The organism is Pseudooceanicola nanhaiensis DSM 18065 (assembly GCF_000688295.1).
GTDB classification, from domain to species: domain Bacteria; phylum Pseudomonadota; class Alphaproteobacteria; order Rhodobacterales; family Rhodobacteraceae; genus Pseudooceanicola; species Pseudooceanicola nanhaiensis.
In genome coordinates this window covers 94,408-116,240 of sequence record NZ_JHZF01000014.1, presented here as the reverse complement: position 1 = coordinate 116,240, position 21,833 = coordinate 94,408, and the positions used below count along the sequence as shown (strand labels likewise).

At 69.0% G+C, this 21,833-nt stretch carries 19 protein-coding genes, 1 tRNA gene and 1 riboswitch; of the genes, 9 read left to right on the top strand and 11 right to left on the bottom strand.

Features of this window, described 5'->3' with window-relative positions; all coding sequences use genetic code 11:
* Positions 1 to 61: 61 nt before the first annotated feature.
* The 4 genes from Q344_RS24340 to pyk form a co-directional block, all read right to left on the bottom strand.
* A complete protein-coding gene (locus Q344_RS24340; protein WP_036539831.1) occupies positions 62 to 985 on the bottom strand; it encodes an HAD family hydrolase in 924 nt (307 codons plus the stop codon).
* Positions 986 to 1,138: 153 nt separating this feature from the next.
* Positions 1,139 to 1,858 carry a 5,6-dimethylbenzimidazole synthase gene (gene bluB / locus Q344_RS24335; RefSeq protein WP_051630797.1) on the bottom strand — a complete coding sequence of 240 codons (720 nt, stop codon included), beginning with the start codon at positions 1,856 to 1,858 and terminating at the stop codon, positions 1,139 to 1,141.
* 43 nt (positions 1,859 to 1,901) lie between these two features.
* Positions 1,902 to 2,080, bottom strand: a riboswitch (cobalamin riboswitch).
* Positions 2,081 to 2,104: 24 nt separating this feature from the next.
* Positions 2,105 to 2,389 (bottom strand): hypothetical protein, encoded by a 285-nt coding sequence (locus Q344_RS0117575; RefSeq protein WP_028287916.1) that lies wholly within the window; start codon positions 2,387 to 2,389, stop codon positions 2,105 to 2,107.
* Position 2,390: 1 nt separating this feature from the next.
* Positions 2,391 to 3,836: a pyruvate kinase gene (gene pyk / locus Q344_RS0117570; RefSeq protein ID WP_028287915.1), complete on the bottom strand. Its 1,446-nt coding sequence runs from the start codon at positions 3,834 to 3,836 to the stop codon at positions 2,391 to 2,393.
* Positions 3,837 to 3,952: 116 nt separating this feature from the next.
* Here pyk and Q344_RS0117565 point away from each other — a divergent pair, with 116 nt between their 5' ends.
* Positions 3,953 to 4,693, top strand: a complete 741-nt coding sequence (locus Q344_RS0117565) for an N-formylglutamate amidohydrolase (RefSeq protein ID WP_028287914.1) — start codon at positions 3,953 to 3,955, stop codon at positions 4,691 to 4,693.
* A 12-nt stretch (positions 4,694 to 4,705) separates the two neighbouring features.
* Here the strand turns inward: Q344_RS0117565 and Q344_RS0117560 are convergent, their stop codons facing one another.
* The gene (locus tag Q344_RS0117560) at positions 4,706 to 5,752 is read right to left on the bottom strand and encodes a cyclase family protein (RefSeq protein ID WP_028287913.1); all 1,047 of its coding nucleotides are present in this window, start codon (positions 5,750 to 5,752) and stop codon (positions 4,706 to 4,708) included.
* A gap of 70 nt (positions 5,753 to 5,822) precedes the next feature.
* A complete protein-coding gene (locus tag Q344_RS0117555; protein WP_028287912.1) occupies positions 5,823 to 6,800 on the bottom strand; it encodes an NADPH:quinone oxidoreductase family protein in 978 nt (325 codons plus the stop codon).
* A 199-nt stretch (positions 6,801 to 6,999) separates the two neighbouring features.
* Here Q344_RS0117555 and Q344_RS0117550 point away from each other — a divergent pair, with 199 nt between their 5' ends.
* Together Q344_RS0117550 and Q344_RS0117545 are read left to right on the top strand one after the other, a co-directional pair.
* Positions 7,000 to 8,637, top strand: coding sequence for a long-chain fatty acid--CoA ligase (locus tag Q344_RS0117550; protein ID WP_028287911.1), 1,638 nt, complete (start codon positions 7,000 to 7,002; stop codon positions 8,635 to 8,637).
* Positions 8,638 to 8,859: 222 nt separating this feature from the next.
* Positions 8,860 to 9,957 carry a cystathionine gamma-lyase gene (locus Q344_RS0117545; protein WP_028287910.1) on the top strand — a complete coding sequence of 366 codons (1,098 nt, stop codon included), beginning with the start codon at positions 8,860 to 8,862 and terminating at the stop codon, positions 9,955 to 9,957.
* 343 nt (positions 9,958 to 10,300) lie between these two features.
* Here the strand turns inward: Q344_RS0117545 and uvrB are convergent, their stop codons facing one another.
* Entirely contained in the window at positions 10,301 to 12,496 is a 2,196-nt protein-coding gene (uvrB, locus tag Q344_RS0117540) for an excinuclease ABC subunit UvrB (RefSeq protein WP_028287909.1), read from the bottom strand.
* Between the two features lie 437 nt (positions 12,497 to 12,933).
* Between uvrB and Q344_RS0117535 the strand changes: the two genes are divergently transcribed.
* The 5 genes from Q344_RS0117535 (at position 12,934) to Q344_RS0117515 (ending at position 15,739) form a co-directional block, all read left to right on the top strand.
* Complete coding sequence (locus Q344_RS0117535; protein ID WP_028287908.1) at positions 12,934 to 13,245, top strand: ETC complex I subunit; 312 nt, start codon at positions 12,934 to 12,936, stop codon at positions 13,243 to 13,245.
* 140 nt (positions 13,246 to 13,385) lie between these two features.
* The gene (locus Q344_RS24330) at positions 13,386 to 14,576 is read left to right on the top strand and encodes a DUF2235 domain-containing protein (protein ID WP_051630795.1); all 1,191 of its coding nucleotides are present in this window, start codon (positions 13,386 to 13,388) and stop codon (positions 14,574 to 14,576) included.
* Between the two features lie 87 nt (positions 14,577 to 14,663).
* Positions 14,664 to 14,740 (top strand) — tRNA-Arg (locus tag Q344_RS0117525).
* A gap of 130 nt (positions 14,741 to 14,870) precedes the next feature.
* A complete protein-coding gene (locus Q344_RS0117520) occupies positions 14,871 to 15,137 on the top strand; it encodes a hypothetical protein (protein WP_028287907.1) in 267 nt (88 codons plus the stop codon).
* The gene (locus Q344_RS0117515; protein WP_244881792.1) at positions 15,134 to 15,739 is read left to right on the top strand and encodes a hypothetical protein; all 606 of its coding nucleotides are present in this window, start codon (positions 15,134 to 15,136) and stop codon (positions 15,737 to 15,739) included. Before Q344_RS0117520 ends, Q344_RS0117515 begins: the two co-directional genes overlap by 4 nt.
* Positions 15,740 to 15,749: 10 nt before the next feature.
* On the opposite strand, the gene Q344_RS0117510 is transcribed toward Q344_RS0117515, so the two are convergent.
* Both Q344_RS0117510 and Q344_RS0117505 read right to left on the bottom strand, forming a co-directional pair.
* A complete protein-coding gene (locus tag Q344_RS0117510; RefSeq protein WP_028287905.1) occupies positions 15,750 to 17,414 on the bottom strand; it encodes a cyclic peptide export ABC transporter in 1,665 nt (554 codons plus the stop codon).
* Positions 17,415 to 17,498: 84 nt separating this feature from the next.
* Positions 17,499 to 18,650 (bottom strand): hypothetical protein, encoded by a 1,152-nt coding sequence (locus Q344_RS0117505; RefSeq protein ID WP_028287904.1) that lies wholly within the window; start codon positions 18,648 to 18,650, stop codon positions 17,499 to 17,501.
* 245 nt (positions 18,651 to 18,895) lie between these two features.
* On the opposite strand from Q344_RS0117505, the gene Q344_RS0117500 reads away from it, so the two are divergent.
* Positions 18,896 to 19,726: a Frag1/DRAM/Sfk1 family protein gene (locus Q344_RS0117500; RefSeq protein WP_028287903.1), complete on the top strand. Its 831-nt coding sequence runs from the start codon at positions 18,896 to 18,898 to the stop codon at positions 19,724 to 19,726.
* On the opposite strand, the gene Q344_RS0117495 is transcribed toward Q344_RS0117500, so the two are convergent.
* Together Q344_RS0117495 and Q344_RS0117490 are read right to left on the bottom strand one after the other, a co-directional pair.
* Positions 19,656 to 20,279: a CDP-alcohol phosphatidyltransferase family protein gene (locus tag Q344_RS0117495; protein ID WP_028287902.1), complete on the bottom strand. Its 624-nt coding sequence runs from the start codon at positions 20,277 to 20,279 to the stop codon at positions 19,656 to 19,658. The two genes, Q344_RS0117500 and Q344_RS0117495, sit on opposite strands and share 71 nt — an antisense overlap.
* Positions 20,276 to 21,820: a xylulokinase gene (locus Q344_RS0117490; protein WP_028287901.1), complete on the bottom strand. Its 1,545-nt coding sequence runs from the start codon at positions 21,818 to 21,820 to the stop codon at positions 20,276 to 20,278. The genes Q344_RS0117495 and Q344_RS0117490 overlap by 4 nt, the downstream gene beginning before the upstream one ends.
* Between the last annotated feature and the right edge of the window lie 13 nt (positions 21,821 to 21,833).

The following is a 21,833-nucleotide window of genomic DNA, read 5'->3' as shown; positions in this document are numbered from 1 at the left end:
GTAGCGTTAAGCAAGTTTAGGATGAACTGCTGACGGAAGGCTCGTCCTTGGCGGGAGAACGTCACCGTTCCGGCCAGACCGCGGACCAGTCGCGCGCCATGTCGAGCACGCACCATCCGCGGCCTTCGGCGTCGATCAGACCGCGTTCGAGCGCCCCGAGCGCCACGTCGCGGTCATAGGCGAATTCCCTCTCGGCATCGGTGTGGTGGACCAGCAGGCCGAAGCGGGGCCCGGGGGCCGAGGTGACGTACTCCAGCATCGCGTAATCGCCGTCGGAATTGCCCGCGGCGAAGATCGGCACCCGGCCGATCTGGCGGTCGATGCCCACGGGCTTGCCCGGCCCGTCGTCCATGAACTCCAGCCCCGGCAGCTTGAAGATGCGCGGCGGCCCCGGTTCGGTCCGGTATTCGATCGGCCCGGTCGAGCCGACCACCCGCTCGGGCGGGATCCCGTAGGTCTCGGCGGCGAAGGCGCGGACGAAATGCACGCCGCCGCCGGTGACGATCCAGACCGTGAACCCCGCATCGCGCAGCAGCGCCATCAGCTCGAGCATCGGGGCGAAGACCATGTCGGTGTAGCGGCGCCCGGTCTCGGGGTGGCGGGCCCCGGCCAGCCAGTCGCGGACATCGGTCTGGAAATCCTCGACCGTCATGCCCGAATGGCTGACGGTGACCACGCCGATCAGCCCTTCGTAGCCGCCCGAGAAGGCGCCGTCCCAGTCACCCTCCGCCACCGCGCGCATGACCTCGTTCTCCAGCAGCGCCGGATCCTCGCCCGCCTTCTGGTTCAGGCGGTCGCGGGCATAGAGCAGCTGGAAATAGGTCGGCCGTTCGCTCCAGAGCGTGCCGTCATTGTCGAAGACGGCGATCCGCTCGGGCGCGGGGACGAAATCCGCGTGGTCCGGATCGCTGACCCGGGCAACGAAGTCGAGGAGCGCGGCCCGGGGGCCGGTCTCCTGCCACGAGGGAAGCGGATCGGATGCCATGGGCGCGCTCCTGCCGTTCGGATGGGCGGCAGGATAGCATGCCGGCGCCGCCCTGTATGCGGCCACGTGCCGGCGCCCTGCCGAGGGACAGGGGTATTGCGAGAAGATGGGCTTCCGGACCTGCCGCACGACCGGGACCGCGGTCTGCAAGCGCTACCGGATGGCGGGGGACTGATCTTCTTCCTCTTCCGGGGCGGCGCCGGTCCAGCCTTCCTCCATCACCAGCGTCTCGAGCTCGAGCCGCGCGCGCCAGCCCTTCGCGGCCAGCTCGGGCCGGTCATAGAGTTCGGAGACATGGCCGAGGCAGAGGTAGGCGACGATCTCGACATGGTCCGGCACCCCGAGGATGCGGCGCAGGTCCTCGGGTCGGAAGATGCTGACCCAGCCCATGCCGATCCCCTCGGCCCGGGCGGCGAGCCAGAGGTTCTGAACCGCGCAGACGGTGGAATAGATGTCCATCTCGCGGTTGTGCGTCCGGCCCAGCACCACGCGGCCGCCGCGGCTCCGGTCGCAGGTCACCGCGATGTTGAGCGGCGCCTTCGTGATCCCCTCGAGCTTCAGCGCCCGGTAGGCCGCCTGTTTCTCGTCGGGGAACATCGCCGCGGCCTCCTCGTTCGCGACGGCGAAGGCCGCCTGCACCGCCTGCCGCCGGGCGGGATCGCGGATCAGGATGAAGTTCCAGGGCTGCATGAAGCCCACCGAGGGCGCGGCATGGGCGGCGGCGAGGATGCGCTTCAGGACATCTTCGGCAATGGGCCGGTCCTCGAACTCGTTGCGAACGTCGCGGCGGGCGGCGACGATGTCGTAGAACGCCTGGCGTTCGGCCTGCGTGAAGATGCGCGCCGGCACCGGGCGGGCGGGGGAAAGGGGCATGTCGGCCTCCGCGAATGACAGCGGGTGCGCAGGGTCCAGCCGCGCGCCCAGATGTCATCAGGCCGGTCTTCTGGCTTGGGTTCACTCCGGCCGCGCGCCTTCCCGGGGAGGGCCCCAGTGGCCTCTGCGCGGTCGGTCCCCCTTACAGCGGCGGGCCCGCGCCGGATTTGCACCGGCTTCCCGATTCTCCCCTTGCGGGGCACCTGACCGGGCGGAGCCTAGCGATCCGGGCCCGGCCCGCAAGCCTCAGTAGAAGCCCGAGACCACCTGCCCCGCGACCTCCAGGAAGGCATGGGGCACCTGGGCGAGGGTCGCGGGCAGGGTCTGCGTCGCGAAGGCCTGCACCGCGGCCATGTCGCCGGGCAGGCCGCGGTGGCGCGCCGCGGCCTCGACCACGATCAGCGCGGCGCCCGCGCAGAAGACCAGCAGCGCCACCAGCGGAAAGCGCCGGTCCATCACCGCCGAAAGCAGCGACGGGATGGCGAGGCACATCAGGATCGTGCCGATCACGAGGTTCAGGGCGCCGTCCACGTCAGCCGGGATCGGTCGCGTAGATCAGCCGCTCCTGGCAGGGTGCGACGCGCAGGATGTTGGTCGTGCCCTCCTGGTTGAAGGGCACCCCGGCGGTGACGACGATCTGGTCCTGCTCGGTCGCGTAGCCGCCGACACGGGCGGCGCGGGCGGCGTTCACCACCGCCTGCTTGAAGCGTTCGAGCTCGCCGGTCATCACCGTGTTGCAGCCCCAGGACAGCGCCAGCCGCCGCGCGGTGCCACGCTTCGAGGTCATCGCGATGATCGGCACCCGGGGCCGTTCGCGCGCGACGCGCAGCGCGGTGGTGCCGCTTTCGGTGAAGCAGCAGATCACCTTGATGTCCGTCGTTTCGGCGATCTCGCGGGCGGCGGCGACGATGCCGTCGGCGACGGTGCCGCGGACCACCCTGCGGCTGGCCTCGATGATCTCGCGGTAGAGCGGATCGTCCTCGACCGACTTGGCGACGCTGTCCATCGTCTTCACCGCCTCGACCGGGAAGCTGCCCGCCGCGCTCTCGGCCGAGAGCATGACGGCATCGGTGCCCTCGTAGATCGCGGCCGCGACGTCCGAGACCTCGGCCCGGGTGGGCATCGGGCTCTCGATCATGCTTTCCAGCATCTGGGTCGCGACGATCACCGGCTTGGCGGCGTTGCGGCATTTCCGGACGAGGCTTTTCTGGATCGGCGGCACCGCGTGCACCGGAAGCTCCACGCCCAGGTCGCCGCGTGCGACCATGATCCCGTCCGAGGCCTCGAGGATCGCGTCGAAGGATTTCACCGCCGCCGGTTTCTCGATCTTGGACAGGATCGCCGCGCGGCCGCCGGCGAGGCTCCGCGCCTCCTGCACGTCCTCGGGGCGCTGGACGAAGGACAGCGCCAGCCAGTCCACGCCCAGCTGGCAGACGAATTCCAGGTCATCGCGGTCCTTTTCCGACAGCGCCGCGAGGTTCAGCACCGCGTCGGGCACGTTCACCCCCTTGCGGTTCGAGATCGTGCCGCCGGTCGTCACCTCGCAATCGGCATGATCCGGCCCGCATTCCACGACCTTCAGGCGGATCTTCCCGTCGTTGACCAGCAGCTTCTGCCCCGGTTCGAGCACGTCGAAGATCTCCTGGTGCGGGAGCGTCACGCGGGTCGCGTCACCCTCCGCCTCGTCCAGATCGAGCCGGAAGCGCTGGCCGACCTCGAGCTCTTCCGAGCCGTTCCTGAACGCCCCCACCCTCAGCTTCGGCCCCTGCAGGTCGGCGAGGATGGCGATCGGGCTGTCCAGATCGCGTTCGATCTGGCGGATGATCCGGTGGCGTTCGCGAATCTCGTCATGGCTGCCGTGGCTCATGTTGAGGCGGAAGACGTCGGCCCCCGCTTCGTGCAGCGCCCGGATCGTTTCGTAATCGTTCGACGCCGGCCCGAGGGTCGCGACGATCTTCGTGTTGCGAAGGCGTCTCATGTCTCTCCTTTGACTGCCCGTTGGGCGCCGCTTGTGCCCGAGCCCCGCCCTTAGTATTGCGTTTTTCCCATGAGGCAACAACCGACAGAGCCGTGCCACGGCCGGGTGACGCAGGCATGACATACAAGCCCTACCAAATTATTGGCGCAGACCGCCCGTCCCGCTGGCTCGTGACCTGCGATCACGCCGCGAACACGGTGCCGGATTTCGTCGGCGGCGGGTCGCTGGGCCTTCCGCAAGCGGACATGAACCGCCACATCGCCTACGACCCGGGCGCCGCCGAGGTGACGCTGGCGCTGGCCGAGGCGCTGGATGGCCCCGCGATCCTGTCGAACTTCTCGCGCCTGGTGATCGACCCGAACCGGGGCGAGGACGATCCGACGCTCCTGATGAAGCTCTACGACGGCTCGATCATCCCGGCGAACCGGCACGCCGGCCCCGAGGAGCTGGAGCGCAGGCTCGACGCCTGTTACCGGCCCTACCACGCCGCGCTCGCGGGGCTGGCGGCGCGGCGGGACGACACGGTGCTCCTGTCGATCCATTCCTTCACGCCGCAGCTGCGCGGGCGGCCGCCCCGGCCCTGGCAGGTCGGCGTGCTCTACGGCCGCGACGAACGGCTGGCGCAGGCGCTGCTGACGCGGCTCCGGCAGGAGCCGGACCTCTGCGTGGGCGAGAACGAGCCCTACGGCGGCCACCTGCCCGGCGACGCGGTGGAGCGGCACGCGATCGACCACGGGCGGCCCAACGTGCTCATCGAGCTGCGGAACGACCTGATCGCCACGCCGGAGGGCCAGCGCGCCTGGGCCGCGCGGCTGGCGCCGATGCTGGCCGAGGCGCTGGCGATCTCGGGGCTCTGAGGCGCTGCCGCCTCAGACCGTGGCGATCGGTGTCACCGGCGAGCCGACCGCGCCCGGCAGGCGCAGCGGCGGCGCGGTGAGCAGGAACCGGGTCCGGCCCTCGGCCCGCAGGTATTCGGCCAGGGGCGTCAGGTGCCAGAGCTCGCCCAGCGGGATGCCGTTCTTGAACAGGCAATGTTCGTGCAGCGGCAGGTTCGAACACATCTCGTGGTCGTGGTCGCAGGGCTGCGCGGGCAGCCCCTCGACCGCGTAATTGTCCGAGATCAGCGCCGAGACGCCGCTGTCGGTGATCCATTGCAGGAGCTTGCCGTCCCGCCCGTTCAGCACGGCGCAGGCGTTGTGCAGGACATCCTCGTCCGGCGCCGCCATGTCGAGGATGCGCTGCCCGAAGCCGGTGTGGAAACAGGCCATGTCGCCCTGTTCGACCTCGACCCCGTCGGCCTCCATCACCCGCATCAGCTCGTCATAGCCGACGTAGGTCCGCCCGTCGCCCAGATGCGCGCGCAGGTCGATCATCACCGCGCGGCCCTGCATGCCGTGGACGGCGGCATTCTCCACCCCGAGCTTGGCCGCACGCGAGGTGCTTTCGCCCTTCATGCCCGACCGGACGCCCGCGTCCTGCGGATCGGACGGGCCGGTGATGTCCTGCCCGGCGCGGAAGCCGTTGTAGAAGACGTGCTCGTCCACCCCGTCGCCATCCACGTCGAAACGGCCGCCGACATGCGAGAACGCGTCCCACTGGGTCGAGTATTGCAGGTGCATGATGACGAGATCGTCGCAGAGCACGTCGGGCGCCGCCCCGTCGCTGGCGAGGAAGTTCACCGCCTCGCCGCGCAGGGTGGGCCGCAGCACCGGCGGGTGGCGGCGCGGGTTCAGCGCGTTGCCGCCCGGCCGGTCGAGCGGCAGCGAAAGGCAGAAGGTCCGGCCCTCCCGCACCTCGGCGATGCCCTGCCGGACCTTCTCGGGGGTGATGAGGTTCAGACGACCGAGCTGGTCGTCCTCCCCGAACTCCCCCCAGTTCGAGCCCTTCGGTTTCAGTTTCCAGCGTTTCGTGGCCATGGGGTTCCTCCTCCCTCCAGCGGCCTCCCCGCGCCGCGCGGCGCGGAAAGGCCCTGCGCCTGTCTCTGCGTCAGACCCCTTCGGGGATCAGGGCGAACTTGCCGACGCCGCCGCGCCCGAGCACCGTCTCGAGCACCTCGGCCGCGTCCTTCAGCGGGAAGCGCCCGGCGACGATCGGCTTGACCGTCCTGCTGCCGAACCAGTCGAGCAGCTCGCGCATGTTCTCGGCGTAGACCTGTGGCTCGGCCCGGGTGAAATTGCCCCAGAAGACGCCGACCACCGCGTATTCCTTCACCAGCGCGAGGTTCACCGGGAACTTCGGGATGTCGCCGCTCGCGAAGCCGATCACCAGCAGCCGACCGTTGCGCGCCATGAAGCGCGAGGCGGCGTCGAAGGCCTCGCCCCCCACGACGTCGTAGCAGACGTCGGCGCCCTTGCCGCCGGTCAGCTCCTTGACCTTGTCCTTGAGCCCGTCGTAGCCGATCACGTGGTCCGCGCCGCACTCCTTCGCGATCTTGCCCTTCTCCTCGGAGGAGACGACCGCGATCACCGTCGCGCCCATGATCTTGCCGATCTGCACCGCGGCGACGCCCGTCGCACCGGCCGCGCCGAAGACGACCAGCGTCTCGCCCGGCTTGAGCTGCGCGCGCTGCTTCAGGGCGTGGTGCGAGGTGCCGTAGGCGATGATCAGCGCGCAGGCCTCGGCCGCGTCCGCGCCCTCGGGCAGCAGGAAGGTCGAGGCCGCCGGGATCGCGGCCATCGAGGCATAGCCGGTCTGGCCCGCATAGCCGACGACCCGCTGGCCGACCTCGCGGTCGGTCACGCCCTCGCCGAGCGCCACGATCTCGCCCGCGACCTCGGAGCCGGGGATGAAGGGCCGGTCGGGGCGGACCTGGTACTTGCCCTGGACCAGCAGCCCGTCGGGGTAGTTCACGCCGCAGGCCTCGACCTTGATCAGGACCTGGCCGGGGCCGGCCTCGGGGTCCGGAAGGTCCTTGTACTCGAGGTCGCTCAGCGGACCGAATTCATTGCAGACGATGGCCTTCATCGAGATATGCCTCCCTGTTTCGCATTGCCGCCACCATAGGAAGCCGCGCGGCAGTGACCAGTGAATTCACCTTGTTTTCCCTATATTTGGAATGCCGCAGCGCGGCATCGGCGGCCACCCTCCGGATTCTGCGAAATTTACTTTCGCAGGTGTCGGAGCCGCGCTAACAAATCGCTAAGAAGAAAACGGGAGGAGACCCATGAAGGGCATGATGATGCAGCGTCCGCTGCTGATCAGCGAGATTCTGGAATTCGGCGCAGAGCAGTATCCGCAGGGCGAGATCGTCTCGGTCCGCACCGAGGGAGACGTGCACCGCTACACCTATCCGGACGCCGTGAAACGGACCCGCCAGCTTGCCCACGGGCTGCAGGCGCAGGGGGTGGAGCTTGGCGACCGGGTCGCGACCCTCGCCTGGAACGGCTACCGCCATTTCGAGCTCTATTACGCGATCTCCGGCATCGGGGCCGTGTGCCACACGATCAACCCGCGGCTCTCGGCCGAGCAGCTGATCTACATCGTCAATCACGCCGAGGACAAGCTCCTCTTCCTCGACACCACCTTCGTGCCGCTGATCGCGGCGGTGAAGGATCACCTGCCGAAGGACCTCACCTACGTCATCATGACGGACCGGGCGCACATGCCGAAGGACCTGGCCTTCGAGGCGCTCTGCTACGAGGACCTGCTGGAGGGCCAGCCCGAGACCATCGAGTGGCCCGAGTTCGACGAGAACACCGCGGCCGGCCTCTGCTACACCTCGGGGACCACCGGCAACCCGAAGGGCGCGCTCTATTCGCACCGCTCGACGGTGCTGCACGCGATGATGATCATCGTCATGCAATCCGACAGTTTCGTCGAAGGCGCCAAGGTGCTGCCCGTCGTGCCGCTCTTCCACGTGAACGCCTGGGGCCTGCCCTATTCGGCGCCGCTGGCGGGGCTCTCGATCGTCTTCCCCGGCGCGGCGCTGGACGGCGCCAGCCTCTACGACCTGATGGACAAGGAGGTCGTGCATTCCGCATGGGGCGTGCCGACGATCTGGATGGGGCTGATGGCCGAGATCCGCAAGCGCGGCCAGATGCCCGCGGGCTTCAAGGACGTGGTCGTCGGCGGTTCCGCCGCGCCGCGCTCGCTGATCAAGGGGTTCGAGGAAATGGGAGCCTCCGTCTCCCACGCCTGGGGCATGACCGAGATGAGCCCGGTCGGCTCGCACGGGGTCCTGCCCGCGACGCTGAAGGACGCGCCGCTGGAGGAACGGCTCGACATGAAGCAGAAACAGGGCCGCCGCTGCTTCGGGGTCGATTTCAAGATCGTGGACGAGGACGGCAAGGTGCTGCCGAAGGACGGCGAGGCCGTGGGTGAGCTCTACGTGCGCGGCAACACCGTGGTCTCGGGCTACTTCAAGAACGAGGAGGCGACCGCCAAGGCGCTGGATGCGGACGGCTGGTTCGGAACCGGCGACGTGGCCTCGATCGATCCGAACGGGGTGCTGTCGATCCAGGACCGGGCGAAGGACCTGGTGAAATCGGGCGGCGAGTGGATCTCGTCCATCGACCTCGAGAACGCGGCGATGGCGCATCCCGGGGTCGCCTCGGCCGCGGTGATCGCGGTGCCGCATCCGAAATGGGACGAGCGGCCGATCCTCGTGGCGGTGGCGGCGGGCGAGGAGAAGCCCTCGCTCGACGCGCTGCAGCAGTCGATGTCGGAGCATTTCGCCAAGTGGCAGCTGCCCGACGACATCATCTGGGTCGAGGACCTGCCGCTGACCGCGACCGGCAAGGTGTCGAAACTGACGCTGCGCCAGCGGCTCCTGGAGGATTACAAGCATCCCGACCTGCGCTGAGCGGCAGGCGGGCGCATGACGGGGGGCGGGCCATCGGTCCGCCCCTTTCGCCTGTGGCAGGGGCGGAGGGGGGCCAGCCCCCCGCCGGGCCTGCGGCCCGACTCCCCCCGGGATACATTGACCAGAGGAAGGTGGGGACCAGAGGAAAGACGGGGAGTCGCGCTTGCGGAGCGGCGCGGGTTGCGGATAGCTGGCGGCGACACGATTTCGAGGAGCCGACCCATGACCGATGAGACACTCGCCGCGACCCTGCTGCACCTGCGCGCCAAGGGGCTGGAGAAGGGGGCGCCGGTGGTGGCGCCGGTCGAGATGGCCTCGATGTTCCACCTGCCGGGCGACCCGGCCGGCGTTCCGGGCTACGGGCGGATGGACAATGCGACATGGGCCGCGCTGGAGGCGGCGCTCGGGCATCTCGAGCAGGCGCCGGCGCTGGCCTTCCCCTCGGGGATGGGCGCGATCTCGGCCGCGCTCTTCGCCTGCCTGTCCGCCGGGGACCGCATCCTCGTGCCGACGGACGGCTATTACACCACACGGCTTCTGGGCGACCAGTTCCTGAAGGCGCTCGGCGTCGAGATGGTGCTGCGCGACACCGCCCGCTTCGACGAGGGCGGGTTCGACGGCTTCCGGCTGGTGTTCCTCGAGACGCCCTCGAACCCGGGGCTGGAGCTCTGCGACATCGCCGCGGCGGCGGAGAAGGTCCATGCCGCGGGCGGTCTGCTGGTGGTCGACAACACCACGATGACGCCGCTCGGGCAGCGGCCGCTCGACCTGGGCGCCGACATCGTGGTGGCCTCGGACACCAAGGCGCCGAACGGACATTCGGACCTGCTGATGGGCCACGTGGCGACGCGGGACGAGGCGCTGCTGGCGCGGATCAAGGACTGGCGGAAGCTCGCGGGCGGGATCCCGGGGCCGTTCGAGGCCTGGCTGACGCTGCGCGGGCTCGAGACGCTGGAACTGCGGCTGAGCCGGATGGTCGCCTCGGCCGAGGCGATTGCCGGGCGGCTGGCGGAGCACCCCGCGGTGTCCGATCTGCGCTATCCGGGCATGTCGAACCACCCGGCGCTCAAGCAGATGGCCCATGGCGGCTTCCTGATCTCCTTCACGCTCGAGAGCGAGGCGGTCGCGGAGCGCTTCATCACCACCTGCCCGCTGATCCAGCCCGCGACCTCGTTCGGCGGCGTGCACACCAGTGCCGAGCGGCGTGCCCGCTGGGGCGATGCCGTGGCGCCGGGCTTCGTGCGGCTGTCGGTGGGGATCGAACCGCTCGAGACGCTCTGGAGCGCGATGGCCGAGGCGCTGCCCGGGGCCCGGGCCTAGTCGCAGGCGATCCGGTCGCCGTCGCGGTCGAGCCCGTGGACGTCCCGTCCGATGACCCGGACGGGACCCCGCACCTAAGCACGTCCGTGGCCGGAGCCGTCGGCGCACTCCACGTCCGGGGCGATCGGCACGCAGGCGCCCGTGTCATCCCCTGTCATTCGGATCGCAGGCCTGCGCCGTCTGCTCCTGCGCGGCGGCGGCGCCACCGGCGAGGATGGCGAGCGCGGCCACAGGGGCCGCGGCGGAAGATCGGCGCATGGCGGCCCCGCGTCAGGACGTTGTTGACCTTCGTTGACCTGCGCGAGGATCATGGCCGCCGCAAGCGCCCTCTCGGAGAGGATGCCTAGCGTTTGCGCCGCTTCACGTTGCCGCCGCGCTGGCCGGGGCGCCCGGCGGTGGAGCGCCCGCTCCGTCCGACCGCCTCGTCCGCCGCCTTCTCGACCGCCTGCTGGCGCGCCAAGGGGTCGTCGTGGATGGCGAGGTCGACGGCCTCCAGCCGCTTGACCTCGTCGCGGAGCCGCGCGGCCTCCTCGAACTCGAGGTTCTCGGCCGCCTTGCGCATGGCGTCCCGCAACCCGTCGAGATGGGCCTGCAGGTTCCCGCCCGCGACCGGCTTCTCGACCTTGGCGGTCACGCGGTTCATGTCCACGTCGCCCTTGTAGAGCCCGGCGAGGATGTCATCGACGTTCTTCTTCACCGTGGCCGGCGTGATCCCATGTTCCTCATTGTAGGCGATCTGCTTCTCGCGGCGCCGCTCGGTCTCGGCCAGCGCGCGCTCCATCGAGCCGGTGATCTTGTCGGCATACATGATGACGCGCCCGTCCACGTTCCGCGCGGCGCGGCCGATGGTCTGGATCAGCGAGGTCTCGGACCGCAGGAAGCCCTCCTTGTCCGCGTCGAGGATCGCGACCAGCCCGCATTCCGGGATGTCGAGCCCCTCGCGCAGCAGGTTGATGCCGATCAGCACGTCGAAGGCGCCGAGGCGCAGGTCGCGCAGGATCTCGATCCGCTCGATCGTGTCGATGTCGGAATGCATGTAGCGGACGCGGATGCCCTGCTCGTGCATGTATTCCGTCAGGTCCTCGGCCATCCGCTTGGTGAGGGTCGTCACAAGCGTCCGGTAGCCGTCGGCGGCGACCTTGCGGACCTCGTCGAGAAGGTCGTCGACCTGCATGTCGACGGGCCGGATCTCGACCTGCGGGTCCAGCAGGCCCGTGGGACGGATCACCTGCTCGGTGAAGACGCCGCCGGTCTGTTCCAGCTCCCAGCTTCCGGGCGTGGCGGAGACATAGATCGACTGGGGCCGCATCGCGTCCCATTCCTCGAACTTGAGGGGGCGGTTGTCCATGCAGGAGGGCAGCCGGAAGCCGTGTTCGGCCAGGGTGAACTTCCGCCGGTAGTCGCCCCGGTACATGCCGCCGATCTGCGGGACCGAGACGTGGCTCTCGTCGCAGAAGACAATGGCGTCGTCTGGGATGAACTCGAAGAGCGTCGGCGGCGGCTCGCCCGGCGCGCGGCCGGTGAGATAGCGCGAGTAGTTCTCGATCCCGTTGCAGACGCCGGTGGCCTCCAGCATCTCGAGGTCGAAGTTGGTGCGCTGCTCCAGCCGCTGCGCCTCCAGCAGCTTGCCCTCGGCCACCAGCTGGTCGAGCCGCTGGCGGAGCTCCTTCTTGATGCCCTCGATCGCCTGTTTCATCGTCGGCTTGGGCGTGACGTAGTGCGAATTGGCGTAGATCCGGATCTTGTCGTAGCTGCCGGTCTTCTGCCCCGTCAGGGGATCGAACTCGTCGATCGCCTCGAGCTCGTCGCCGAAGAACGACATCCGCCAGGCCCGGTCCTCGAGGTGCGCGGGCCAGATCTCGAGGCTGTCGCCCCGCACCCGGAAAGACCCGCGCTGGAAGCCCTGGTCGTTGCGCTTGTACTGCTGGGCGACGAGGTCGGCCATCACCTGCCGCTGGTCGTAGCTCTGCCCCGCCACGAGGTCCATCGTCATCGCCATGTAGAGCTCGGGCGAGCCGAGGCCGTAGATGCAGGACACCGAGGCGACGATGATCACGTCGTCGCGTTCCAGCAGCGCCCGGGTGGCCGAGTGGCGCATCCGGTCGATCTGCTCGTTGATCTGGGATTCCTTCTCGATATAGGTGTCCGACCGCGGGACATAGGCCTCGGGCTGGTAGTAATCGTAATAGGACACGAAATACTCGACCGCGTTGTCCGGGAAGAAGCCCTTGAACTCGCCGTAGAGCTGGGCCGCCAGCGTCTTGTTGGGCGCGAGGATGATGGCCGGGCGCTGCGTCTCCTCGATCACCTTGGCCATGGTGAAGGTCTTGCCGGTCCCGGTCGCGCCAAGCAGCACCTGGTCACGCTCGCCGGTGCCGATGCCGCCCGACAGCTCACGGATCGCCGTCGGCTGGTCGCCTGCAGCGGAGAATTCCGTCTTCATCACCAGCCGCTTGCCGCCCTCGAGCTTCTCGCGCGCGCGCACGTCCGGCGCGGGGGCGTTCATCATCGGCAGGGTGTCGGCGTCTTGCGGGGGCATCGGGGAACCTCGGATGGAGTACTGCCATGATGTGTGTCCCGGCGCCGGAAACGCAAGGGCGCGGGGCCGGACTTGCTGACAGCGTGGTGTCAGCAGATGGCAGCAGCAGGCCGGAGCCCCCGGGGCGGACCCGCTCGATACCATCGGCTGCAGAGACCGAAGCGTCTCCGCATGGCGTTGATATGTCGGCGAACATCCGCCCGGACCCTGCGCCTGACCGGGATCTGCCCCTTGCGGAGATGCGACTCACCCTCATAATCTGATTCCTGCATGCAGCGGAACTGGCTGCCCCGCCGCGGGATCCCCCGATCCCCTCACTCCCCGATCCCGCGGAGGGGCAGCCGGAACCGACGACGCCTCGGATCGTCCGGATTTCGGACTTGCCGCCGGGCAGGAATTTCAGCATAAAACCTTCGACTTCCGGGGAGTTTCTTCGCATGACCGCACGTATCTACCGCCCTGCCAGAACGGCCACGCAATCCGGCACCGCCCGGACCAAGAAATGGGTGCTGGACTACTTCCCCGACTCCGCGCGCGAGGTCGATCCGCTGATGGGCTGGACCTCCTCCGACGACACGCAGGCCCAGGTGCGGCTGCGGTTCGACACCAAGGAAGAGGCGCTGGACTACGCCCGCGACCACGGGATCGAAGCCGTCGTGACCGAGCCGAAGGAGCGCAAGCCCAACGTCCGCCCCGGCGGCTATGGCGAGAATTTCGCCACCAACCGTCGCGCGGTCTGGACCCACTGACCCAGGCGGCGGCGTGCCCGCGACGCTACCTTCAGCTGAAGACCAACGTCTCCGCACAACTCTGACTTGATCCGAGCGCCGGTTGCGCCTTCAATGGCCGCAGGCCGCCCCGCCGGAGGGGCGCAGCTTGGAGCGGAGCCGTGAAGCGCATCGTCATCTTCTGTGACGGGACCTGGAACAGGTCCGACAGCACCACGCCCACCAACGTGGTGCAACTGGCCCGCGCGGTGGAGCCGTCGGACGCCTCCGGCACCGTGCAGATCCCGATCTACATCCAGGGCGTCGGCACCGGCGACGGCGTGACCTGGCTGTCGCGCACGCTCGACCGGACGCTTGGCGGGGCCTTCGGCTGGGGCCTGCTCGAGAACATCGTCGAGGCCTACCGCCACCTCGTCTTCCTCTACGAACCCGGCGACGCGATCCAGATCTTCGGCTTCTCCCGCGGCGCCTATACCGCGCGCTCGCTCGCGGGCTTCATCCGCTCAACCGGAATCGTGAACCGCAACGCGCTCGACCGCATCCCCGAGGCGATCCGGCGCTACCGCACGATGGGCGATCCGACGACCCATCCGGACAGCGACGAAAGCCACCGCTTCCGCTCCGAGATGTCGCCCGGCCTCGTCACGAGCCGGCAGGAGGCCGAGTGGCGCCGTGCGCAGGGCCTTCCGGACGCGCCACGGCTCCGCATCGATTTCCTCGGCGTCTGGGACACGGTGGGTGCGCTCGGCGTGCCCGCGCATGTGCCGGTGATCGGCAGCCTCACCCGGCGCCGCTATCGCTTTCACGACGCCGATCTGTCCAGCATGGTCGCCTCCGCCCGCCATGCTGTCGCGCTGGACGAACGCCGCCGGGCCTTCGAGCCGGCGCGCTGGACCAACGTGGCCGAGTTGAACGCCGCAGCGCCGGACCCCTCCGCCCTGCCCTACCGGGAGCTCTTCTTCGCGGGCGATCACGGGTCGGTCGGCGGCGGCGGCGACATCCGCGACCTCTCCAGCATCGCGCTGGACTGGATGATCGAGGGCGCCGAACGGGCCGGGCTCTGCGTCAATGCCTCCCAGCGGGACGCCATCCGGGCGGAGTGCAAGCCGCTCGGCCCGCTCAGCAACCGCTCCAGGCCCTCGCGCGGCCTGGGCGAGAGCATCACCCGCTTCCGCCCCAAGGACCGGATCGGGCCGGAACGCCTCGAAGAGGTGCACGACACCGTCCTGACCCGATGGGGCGACACCACCCTGCCCGAGCGCTACCGCCCCGGCAGCCTCTCCGCCGTGAACGAGGCCATCCTCGCCTGGCACGAGGCGCAGGGCACGGAGGGGCCGACCCGCCACGCCTGACCCGTCAGAGGCGACGGCACGGAATCGCACCCCGCAGCGCGGTTTCGCTTGCACCGCCCGGAGCCTGCTGGGTAATCAGGCACCAGCGGTCCCTTAGCTCAACTGGATAGAGCAGCTGACTTCTAATCAGCAGGTTTGGGGTTCGAGTCCTCAAGGGATCGCCATCCGTGGCCTTCACGCATCGGATCGGCCCGATATGTGCGCGCCGTTTGATTCCGTCGCATGCCGGTCCTAGACTGGACTCCTGACCGGGCTGCGGGAGCGCGGTCGAGTGCATTTTGGAAAGTTGCCCAGATGCCTGATAAAGACGAGAAATCCCTGTCCGAGCTGCGCGAACAGAACGCGCAGCTCAGATACGACCTGGCCGACACGCAGCTGCGTCACCAGCTTCACCTGTCGAAGACCCGCTGGGTCTTCCGTCATATCCTCGGCTACGTCACGGACGAAAGGACGCGCGAGGACATCTTCGACCTGCTCACCCAGATCGACGGGGAGATGATGAAGACCGGCGACATATACGACACCGCGCCGGGCCTCCGACGACCTCCGCAGGACGCTTGAAGGACCCGGCGCGAGACGTCTCCGCCCCCTCCGGAGCGGGGCCCTATGTCGCGATGACGGCGATCGTCTTCGCGGCCTACGTGCTGTGCCACGGTATCACGGCGCTCGTACTGACGCCGCTGCAGGCGCGCCTGTTTCCCGAGGTGACGGTCTTCGCCAGCCTCGCCTACCTGCCGCATGGCGTGCGGGTCCTGTCGATCTGGGTCTGGGGCTGGCGCGCGGTGCCGGGCCTGATGCTGGGCGCCTACTTCTCGGAGCTGCTCTTCACGCCCGAAGCCGCGTCGAACATCACCGAACCGGTGCTCTTCTTCTCGATCCTCGTGGGCGCACTGAGCGCATTGATCGGGTTCGAGGCGCTGCGGATCGCGGGCATCGTCGACCGGGCCGGCCGGGGGCGGCGGGTGCGCTGGCACCGGATCCTGCTGGTCGGGCTGGTGACCTCGGTGCTGAATTCTCTGGGCCAGAGTTTCGTCTTCAGCGGCCAGATCGCGCCCGTGAACTGGGGGCCGGTGATGGCGGTCTACGCGTTCGGCGACCTCGTCGGCCTCTGCCTCGTCGCGCTGGCCCTCGTCCTGCTGCGGCGGGTCTTCCAGAACCGCTAGCCGCGCGGGTTCAGGCCTCGCGGGCGGGGCGCAGCGACAGCCCGTCCGCGCCCACGTCGGGCGGCCCGTCGTGGACGATGCGGCCGAGGTCCAGCTTCACCAGCCGGTCGCAGGTGCCGAAGTAGCGGTCGTCGTGGCTGACGGCGATCACGGTGATCCCTTCGGCCCGGAGCGCATCGAGGTAATCGGTGTAGAAGAACGCGCGGAACTCGGGGTCCTGCTCCGCGCCGAATTCGTCCAGCAGCAGCAGCGGCTTCTTCTGCGCCCGCGCCAGCACCAGCGCGAGCCGCTTGCGCTGCCCGGTGGAGAGCCGGACGGTCGAGAAGGAACCGTCCTCGTTCAGCGTGACCTTGTCGGCGAGCCCGACGCGCGCGATCTCGTCCCGGATGTGGTCGAAGTCGCGCTCCGGGTCGTGGCCGAACGCCTTGTCGAAGAGGTGGAAGTCGTGGAAGACCGAGGCGATCTGGTCGCGCCAGGACCCGATCGACCGCAGGTCGAGCACCGTGTCGCCCAGCCTGACCTCGCCACGGTCGGGCGGATAGAGCCCGGCCAGCACCTTCATCAGCGTCGTCTTGCCCGACCCGTTGCCGCCCACGAGGAAGACGATCTCGCCCGGGCGGGCCGCGAAGTCGATGGGCCCGAGGGTGAAGGTCGTGCCGAGCTCGGGGTCGGTGTAGTCGAGCTCCACGCCCTTGAGCCTCAGCCCCTCGCCGAAGCCCACGCCCTCGATCCGGCCCACGTCCTCGCGCGCCAGCGCCGTGTCGAGGCTGTCGAGCCGCTGCTTGGCGACCTCGGCCTGCATCATGGGCGAGACGATGTTCACCATCTGCTCGAGCTGGGGCACGAGGTAGAGCAGCAGGGCCAGCGTCTGGAAGGTCTGCGCCGAGCGCGTGCCGATGTATTCCGCGGGCACGAAGGCGATCACCCCCAGCAGGAGGAAGAGCATCGCCTTCGAGATGATGGAGGTGGCGTAGAACAGGAACTCCGCCCGCACGAAATGCCGGCGGGCCTGGTCGTTGTTCCAGTCGAGCTCCTGGATCAGCCCCTCGGCCATCGGCTGCGAGAGCTTCAGCTCCTTGAACCCGTCCAGCATGTCGCCCACGCCGCCGAACAGGCGCACCTCGTGGCGCCGCGCCGCGACGAGGTGCGACTTGGCGAATTTCTCCTGCAGGAAGTAGACCCAGATGCCGACCGCGATCGCCACCGCCGTCAGCGCGAAGACCACGGGCGAGAGCCAGACGAGGTAGACGAGGCAGAAGGACACCACCAGCATCGCCTGGAACGCGGTGACGAGCTTGGTCCAGATCCCGCCCAGGGTCCATGAATCGCGCGTGATGTGGGTGTAGATCTCGCCGCGCCCGTACCGCTCGACATTGCGCAGCGCGCTGCCCTGCACCTTGCGGATCGTCGTCTCGCGCAGGGTCTGGGTGAACCGCTGCGCCATCTCGGTGGCGCGGTACATCGCGAAGTAGCCGCCGACGAAGAAGACCAGCACGGCCGCGAGGAAGAGCGCCGGGTAGGTCCAGTCGAAGGTCCCGTCCGTCCGCGCGCTGATCGCCCCGTTGATCGCCGAGAGCATCGCGCCGTTGGCGAGGCCCACGATGATCGACATGGCGATCACGCGGTACTTGGGACCGGGCACGCCGTTCCAGACGAAAGAGACGAGATTCAGCATGGTCGGATCAACTTCGTATCGTTCCGGGCGGGCGGGTCCGCATGACCCGCCCGTATAGCGCGAGGCGGTGGCGAATTGAAGGGTTCAGGACGCCGCGGCCGTCGTGACGGTCGCGCCGTGGCCGCTGAGCCGTGGCTGCAGCTCGGCCGGTTTCCAGGCATGGAAGCGGGCGATCCAGTGGTTCGAATACATCTCGGGCGGCAGCGGCCGGTCGAACCACGGCGCGAATTCCTCGAGCCAGCCGCGCAGCCGCTCTTCGGTGACCTCGGACCAGTCCTGCACGATGGCGACGGGAAGCCCCTCGTAGATCGGGTCCATGGGCGTCGTCTTGACGATCGGGATGGACTTCAGCAGCAGCGCCTCCCACGTCCGGTGGCAGTCGATGGAATTGCCGCGCGGCGAGGCTTCGAACACGGCCTCCTTGTGGCGGCGCCAGACGTCGTTCCGGGTGGTCTGCCGCGGCTCGATGATCGAGAAGGGCTTGTCCTTGAGCGCCGCGATCGCCTCGGCCCGCGCCTCGGCGCGCGGCAGCGCGTGGTGATGGCGCAGGAAGGTGTCCATGTTGAGCTGGAAGTTGCAGTAGACCTTCAGCGGCCGCTCGCGGATCGGGGCGATCTCGTCCCGGATCGTCCTCAGCTGCGCCTGCTGCGCGCCCGGCACCGCGGAGACGCCCATGTCGCCCGAGCGGTTCGGGCTGTTCGGGTCGAGCTTGTGATAGTTCATGCCGAGCGGCAGGGGCACGATCCGGCCGGTCTCGAGGTAATGCGGCGAGAACTCGTAATTCTCGATGAACCAGCAGAGCACGTTGTCGTCGCCCAGCACCCGCTCCACGTCGAAGAACCGGGTCGGGTTATTCTCGCGCGCGGTGACGAGGACGAATTTCGACTGCATGCGCGGCAGGAATTCCTCGATGAAGCGGGGCACCAGGCTGGTGTTCACCCAGATCACCGTGCCATGCGGATGCGGGTCGGTCAGGGTCGCGGGCGGACCGTCGTCGAACTCTTCCCAGATGATGTCGCAGGCGTCGCGCATCACGGTGGACGAGACGAACATGTCGGCCTCTTCCTCGGCGATCCGTTCGGGCGGGAAGCTGTCGGTCCGCGCGCGGCGGCGCCACGAGGGATCGAGGTTGCGGATCACCCACTTCTTGAACGGGTAGTGATGCCACGCGATGGCGAAGGCCACCACGCCCAGGACGACGGCGAGGCCCAGAAGCCACCAGAGGATCGTCATCATGCGCCCGCTCCCGCGGGGAAAGTGCTGCCGGTCATGCCTGTCCTCGTTCCTGTGCGCGGATTGCGGCACCGCTTTGCCGGGGGCGGCCGCGGAATGCAAGCCGACACGCCGCGACAGGTCGGACACGTAACGTGACAAAGCCGTAAAGACACGGACAAAAAGCCGCGACAGGCGCCGGCCCCGCTGGCCCAGATGCCTCCGACCGGCTAGGACGGGGCAACATCACCCCGGGGGCAGACGACCGCATGACCGACAACGACGACAGGGCGCGGCCCGACAGCCCTCCGCCCGCGCGGATGTCCGCACCGCTCGCCGCGCTCGGCCTGTTCTGCACCTTCGCCGTGCCGGCCTATATCGATTACTGGATCGTCCGCATCCGCTGGGAATACATGGCGGCCTTTCCCGAAGACAGCCTGCGCAAACCGCCGACGATCAGCCGTGCCATGGCCGATGTCCCGCTGGGCGCCGACATGGGCCTTGCCCTGTCGGTCTGCGCGGTGCTGCTCGCCATCGGGGCCGGCATCATCTCGCTGCTCTACATCCGGACCGCGGCGGCCCTGCCGCTGCCCGAGCCCGAGCGCCGCCAGCTGGCGTGGCGCGGGCTGGGGATCTTCCTGATCCAGCTGCCGGTCTCGATCGGGATGGTCATGCAGTCGGTCTACACGCTCGCCATCGACAACGACCTGCACATGATCGGCAGCTACCTGCTGTTCTTCTCGGCCGCCATCGGGCAGATCATCTCGATCTTCGTCTGCGTCGAGGTGCTGCGCCAGTGCGAGGCCGTCGGCACGCGCCGCGCGCTCGGGCTGATCCATCCGGTCGCCACGCGGATGCGGACGTGGTTCGCGGTCTGCGCGCTTCTGTTGACGGTGTTCTACCTCGGGCTCTTCGTGGCCAAGGACGTCTGGGACTCGGCCACGCTCTACGCCGTCTACGTCTCGACCGAGGTCGTGGTGATCGCCGCGCTGATGGCCTATCTCATGCTGCACGCGGTGGAATTCGTGCTCATCCTCCGGGCCCACGGTCGATCCGGCGCAGCATCGAGAAAGCCCGCCAGCCCCGCTGAAGGGCGGTGAGGTTCGTCAGCCCCGCGAAGATCAGCAGCCCCGCCGCCATCACGTTCGGCACCCACGCCTGCGGCACCAGCCCCGCGACCACGAGCAGCACGCAGGTGTAAATGATCCGCTCGAGCCGCTCGAAGAGCTCGGGCCAGCCGTCGTTCGAGATCTCGGCCTCGAGCGCGGTGCGGGCCTTGGCGTAGGAGGTGATGACGCTGCCCGCGAAGCTCAGCAGGGCAAGCGCCCAGAGGTCGTGGACATGGGCGATGGCGGCCAGCACGACCAGCTCCTGATAGCGATCCACCATGGCATCGAGGTAGCCGCCCGCCTTCGAGCGCATGTCGCGCCGCCGCGCCACCGCCCCGTCGAGCGCGTCGAAGGCGAAGGAGACCGCCAGCCACAGCCCGAAGACCAGGTCGCTGCGGTGCCAGAGATAGAGCCCCGCGCCGAGGCAGATCAGCCCCAGCCCGGCCAGCGTCACCTGGTTCGGCGTCATCCGTGCCTTGACCAGCGGGGTCGAGGCCTTTTCCCAAAGCGGGTCCAGCACATGCTTTATGAGACCGTCGATCATGCCCCGCTCCCGTAGCTTTTCACCATCCGCTTCCGCAATGTCCTGAGCCGCGCGTAGCGCCGTTCCAGCATCTCGCGCCGTCCCGGAAGCGGGGCATAGCGCGTCTGCACGCGATTGCCGAGCCGCGCGGCCGCGTGCCAGACGTCGCGGTCCCAGCCCATGTAGGGCGCGGCCAGCGCGGCGGTGCCCAGCACGCCCGCGAACCGGGTCTCGCCGGTGGTCACCTCGCGGTTCAGCGCGTCGGCCACGGTCTGCGCCAGCTCGGGGTTCGCCGCGCCGCCGCCGACCAGCGGCAGCGGACCGTCGAGCTGCACACCCCGCTTCTTCGCCACGGAATCGTAGGCCCAGCGAAGGTTCAGCGCCACGCCCTCGATCGCCGCGCGGGCGACCGCCTGGCGGTCATGGTCGATCGACAGGCCGTAGATCGTGCCCCGCAGCGCATCGTTGTCGACCGGCACCCGCTCGCCCGCGAACCACGGCAGCAGGAAGGGGTCGTCGTCGCGCCAGGTGCCAAGCTCTCCGTAGGCCGCGGCGAGGTCCGGCGTGTCGCCATAGCCCATCAGACGCGCCACCCAGTCCAGCGCCGAGCCCGCGCTTTCCTGCGTCGCGATCAGGAGCGGCCGGAACCCTGCGGCGCTGGCGACGGTGGCATAGGAATGCGGGACCGAGATCACGCGCTTCGGGAAGAAGCCGCTGACCCAGGCCGAGGTCGAGATGCACAGGTGCAACGCGCCGTCCTCCACCGCGCCCGAGCCGAGCGCGGTCGCCGTCACGTCGCCGCCCCCCGCCACCACCGCGAGGTCCGGGGGCAGGCCCAGTTCGGCCGCCGCGCGCGGGGTGAGCTCTCCGACCACCTCGCAGCCGTCGACGATCTCGGGCAGCTTGTCGAGCGGCGTTCCGGTCATCTCGGACAGCGTTTCGGACCAGCCCTCCCGGCCGGGGCGCGTGTCCATGAGCCACGTCAGGTTCGCGCTGTCGCCGGTCGTCACGAAACGCCCGGTGGCGCGGTGCACGAGCCAGTCCTTCACGTCGAGCGTGCGATAGGTGCGGGCCCATGTCTCGGGCTCTTCCCGCATCAGGAAATGCATCTTGGCGATCGGATCCATGCCGTTCTTGGCCGGGGCACCGTTGGCCACCCGGATCCACTTCGCCAGCCGCGGCAGGTTGTAGCCCAGGGCCTCGGGGAAGCCGCCGATCAGCCCGCGGGCGAGGCGGGCGGCGCGGATGTCCTGCCAGATGATCGCGGGCCGGAGCGGCACGCCGTCGCGGTCCACGCAGGTCACGCCCGCCATCTGGGCCGAGAAGACCAGCGCCCCGGCCCGGGACAGCGTGCCGGGCATGTCCGCCTCGATGTGCGACAGCCCGCGGGCGAGGGCCGCCCACCATTCCTCGGGCCGCTGTTCGGCGACCCCGCCGGATCCCAGCTGCACCGGGTAGCTCTCGATCCGCCGCGACAGGAGCTTCATCCCTTCCGCGACCACCCCGAGCTTCACGCTCGAGGTCCCGAAATCGGCCGCGATGATCAGCGTTCCCCGGCTCATCTGTGCATCTGTC

Excerpts from the sequence above, each read along its gene's own strand:
- Q344_RS24340 (WP_036539831.1), bottom strand. The coding sequence starts at position 985 with ATGGCATCCGATCCGCTTCCCTCGTGGCAGGAGACCGGCCCCCGGGCC.
- bluB (WP_051630797.1), bottom strand. The coding sequence starts at position 1,858 with ATGCCCCTTTCCCCCGCCCGCCCGGTGCCGGCGCGCATCTTCACGCAG.
- pyk (WP_028287915.1), bottom strand. The coding sequence starts at position 3,836 with ATGAGACGCCTTCGCAACACGAAGATCGTCGCGACCCTCGGGCCGGCG.
- Q344_RS0117565 (WP_028287914.1), top strand. The coding sequence starts at position 3,953 with ATGACATACAAGCCCTACCAAATTATTGGCGCAGACCGCCCGTCCCGC.
- Q344_RS0117560 (WP_028287913.1), bottom strand. The coding sequence starts at position 5,752 with ATGGCCACGAAACGCTGGAAACTGAAACCGAAGGGCTCGAACTGGGGG.
- Q344_RS0117555 (WP_028287912.1), bottom strand. The coding sequence starts at position 6,800 with ATGAAGGCCATCGTCTGCAATGAATTCGGTCCGCTGAGCGACCTCGAG.
- Q344_RS0117550 (WP_028287911.1), top strand. The coding sequence starts at position 7,000 with ATGAAGGGCATGATGATGCAGCGTCCGCTGCTGATCAGCGAGATTCTG.
- Q344_RS0117545 (WP_028287910.1), top strand. The coding sequence starts at position 8,860 with ATGACCGATGAGACACTCGCCGCGACCCTGCTGCACCTGCGCGCCAAG.
- uvrB (WP_028287909.1), bottom strand. The coding sequence starts at position 12,496 with ATGCCCCCGCAAGACGCCGACACCCTGCCGATGATGAACGCCCCCGCG.
- Q344_RS0117535 (WP_028287908.1), top strand. The coding sequence starts at position 12,934 with ATGACCGCACGTATCTACCGCCCTGCCAGAACGGCCACGCAATCCGGC.
- Q344_RS0117520 (WP_028287907.1), top strand. The coding sequence starts at position 14,871 with ATGCCTGATAAAGACGAGAAATCCCTGTCCGAGCTGCGCGAACAGAAC.
- Q344_RS0117510 (WP_028287905.1), bottom strand. The coding sequence starts at position 17,414 with ATGCTGAATCTCGTCTCTTTCGTCTGGAACGGCGTGCCCGGTCCCAAG.
- Q344_RS0117505 (WP_028287904.1), bottom strand. The coding sequence starts at position 18,650 with ATGATGACGATCCTCTGGTGGCTTCTGGGCCTCGCCGTCGTCCTGGGC.
- Q344_RS0117500 (WP_028287903.1), top strand. The coding sequence starts at position 18,896 with ATGACCGACAACGACGACAGGGCGCGGCCCGACAGCCCTCCGCCCGCG.
- Q344_RS0117495 (WP_028287902.1), bottom strand. The coding sequence starts at position 20,279 with ATGATCGACGGTCTCATAAAGCATGTGCTGGACCCGCTTTGGGAAAAG.
- Q344_RS0117490 (WP_028287901.1), bottom strand. The coding sequence starts at position 21,820 with ATGAGCCGGGGAACGCTGATCATCGCGGCCGATTTCGGGACCTCGAGC.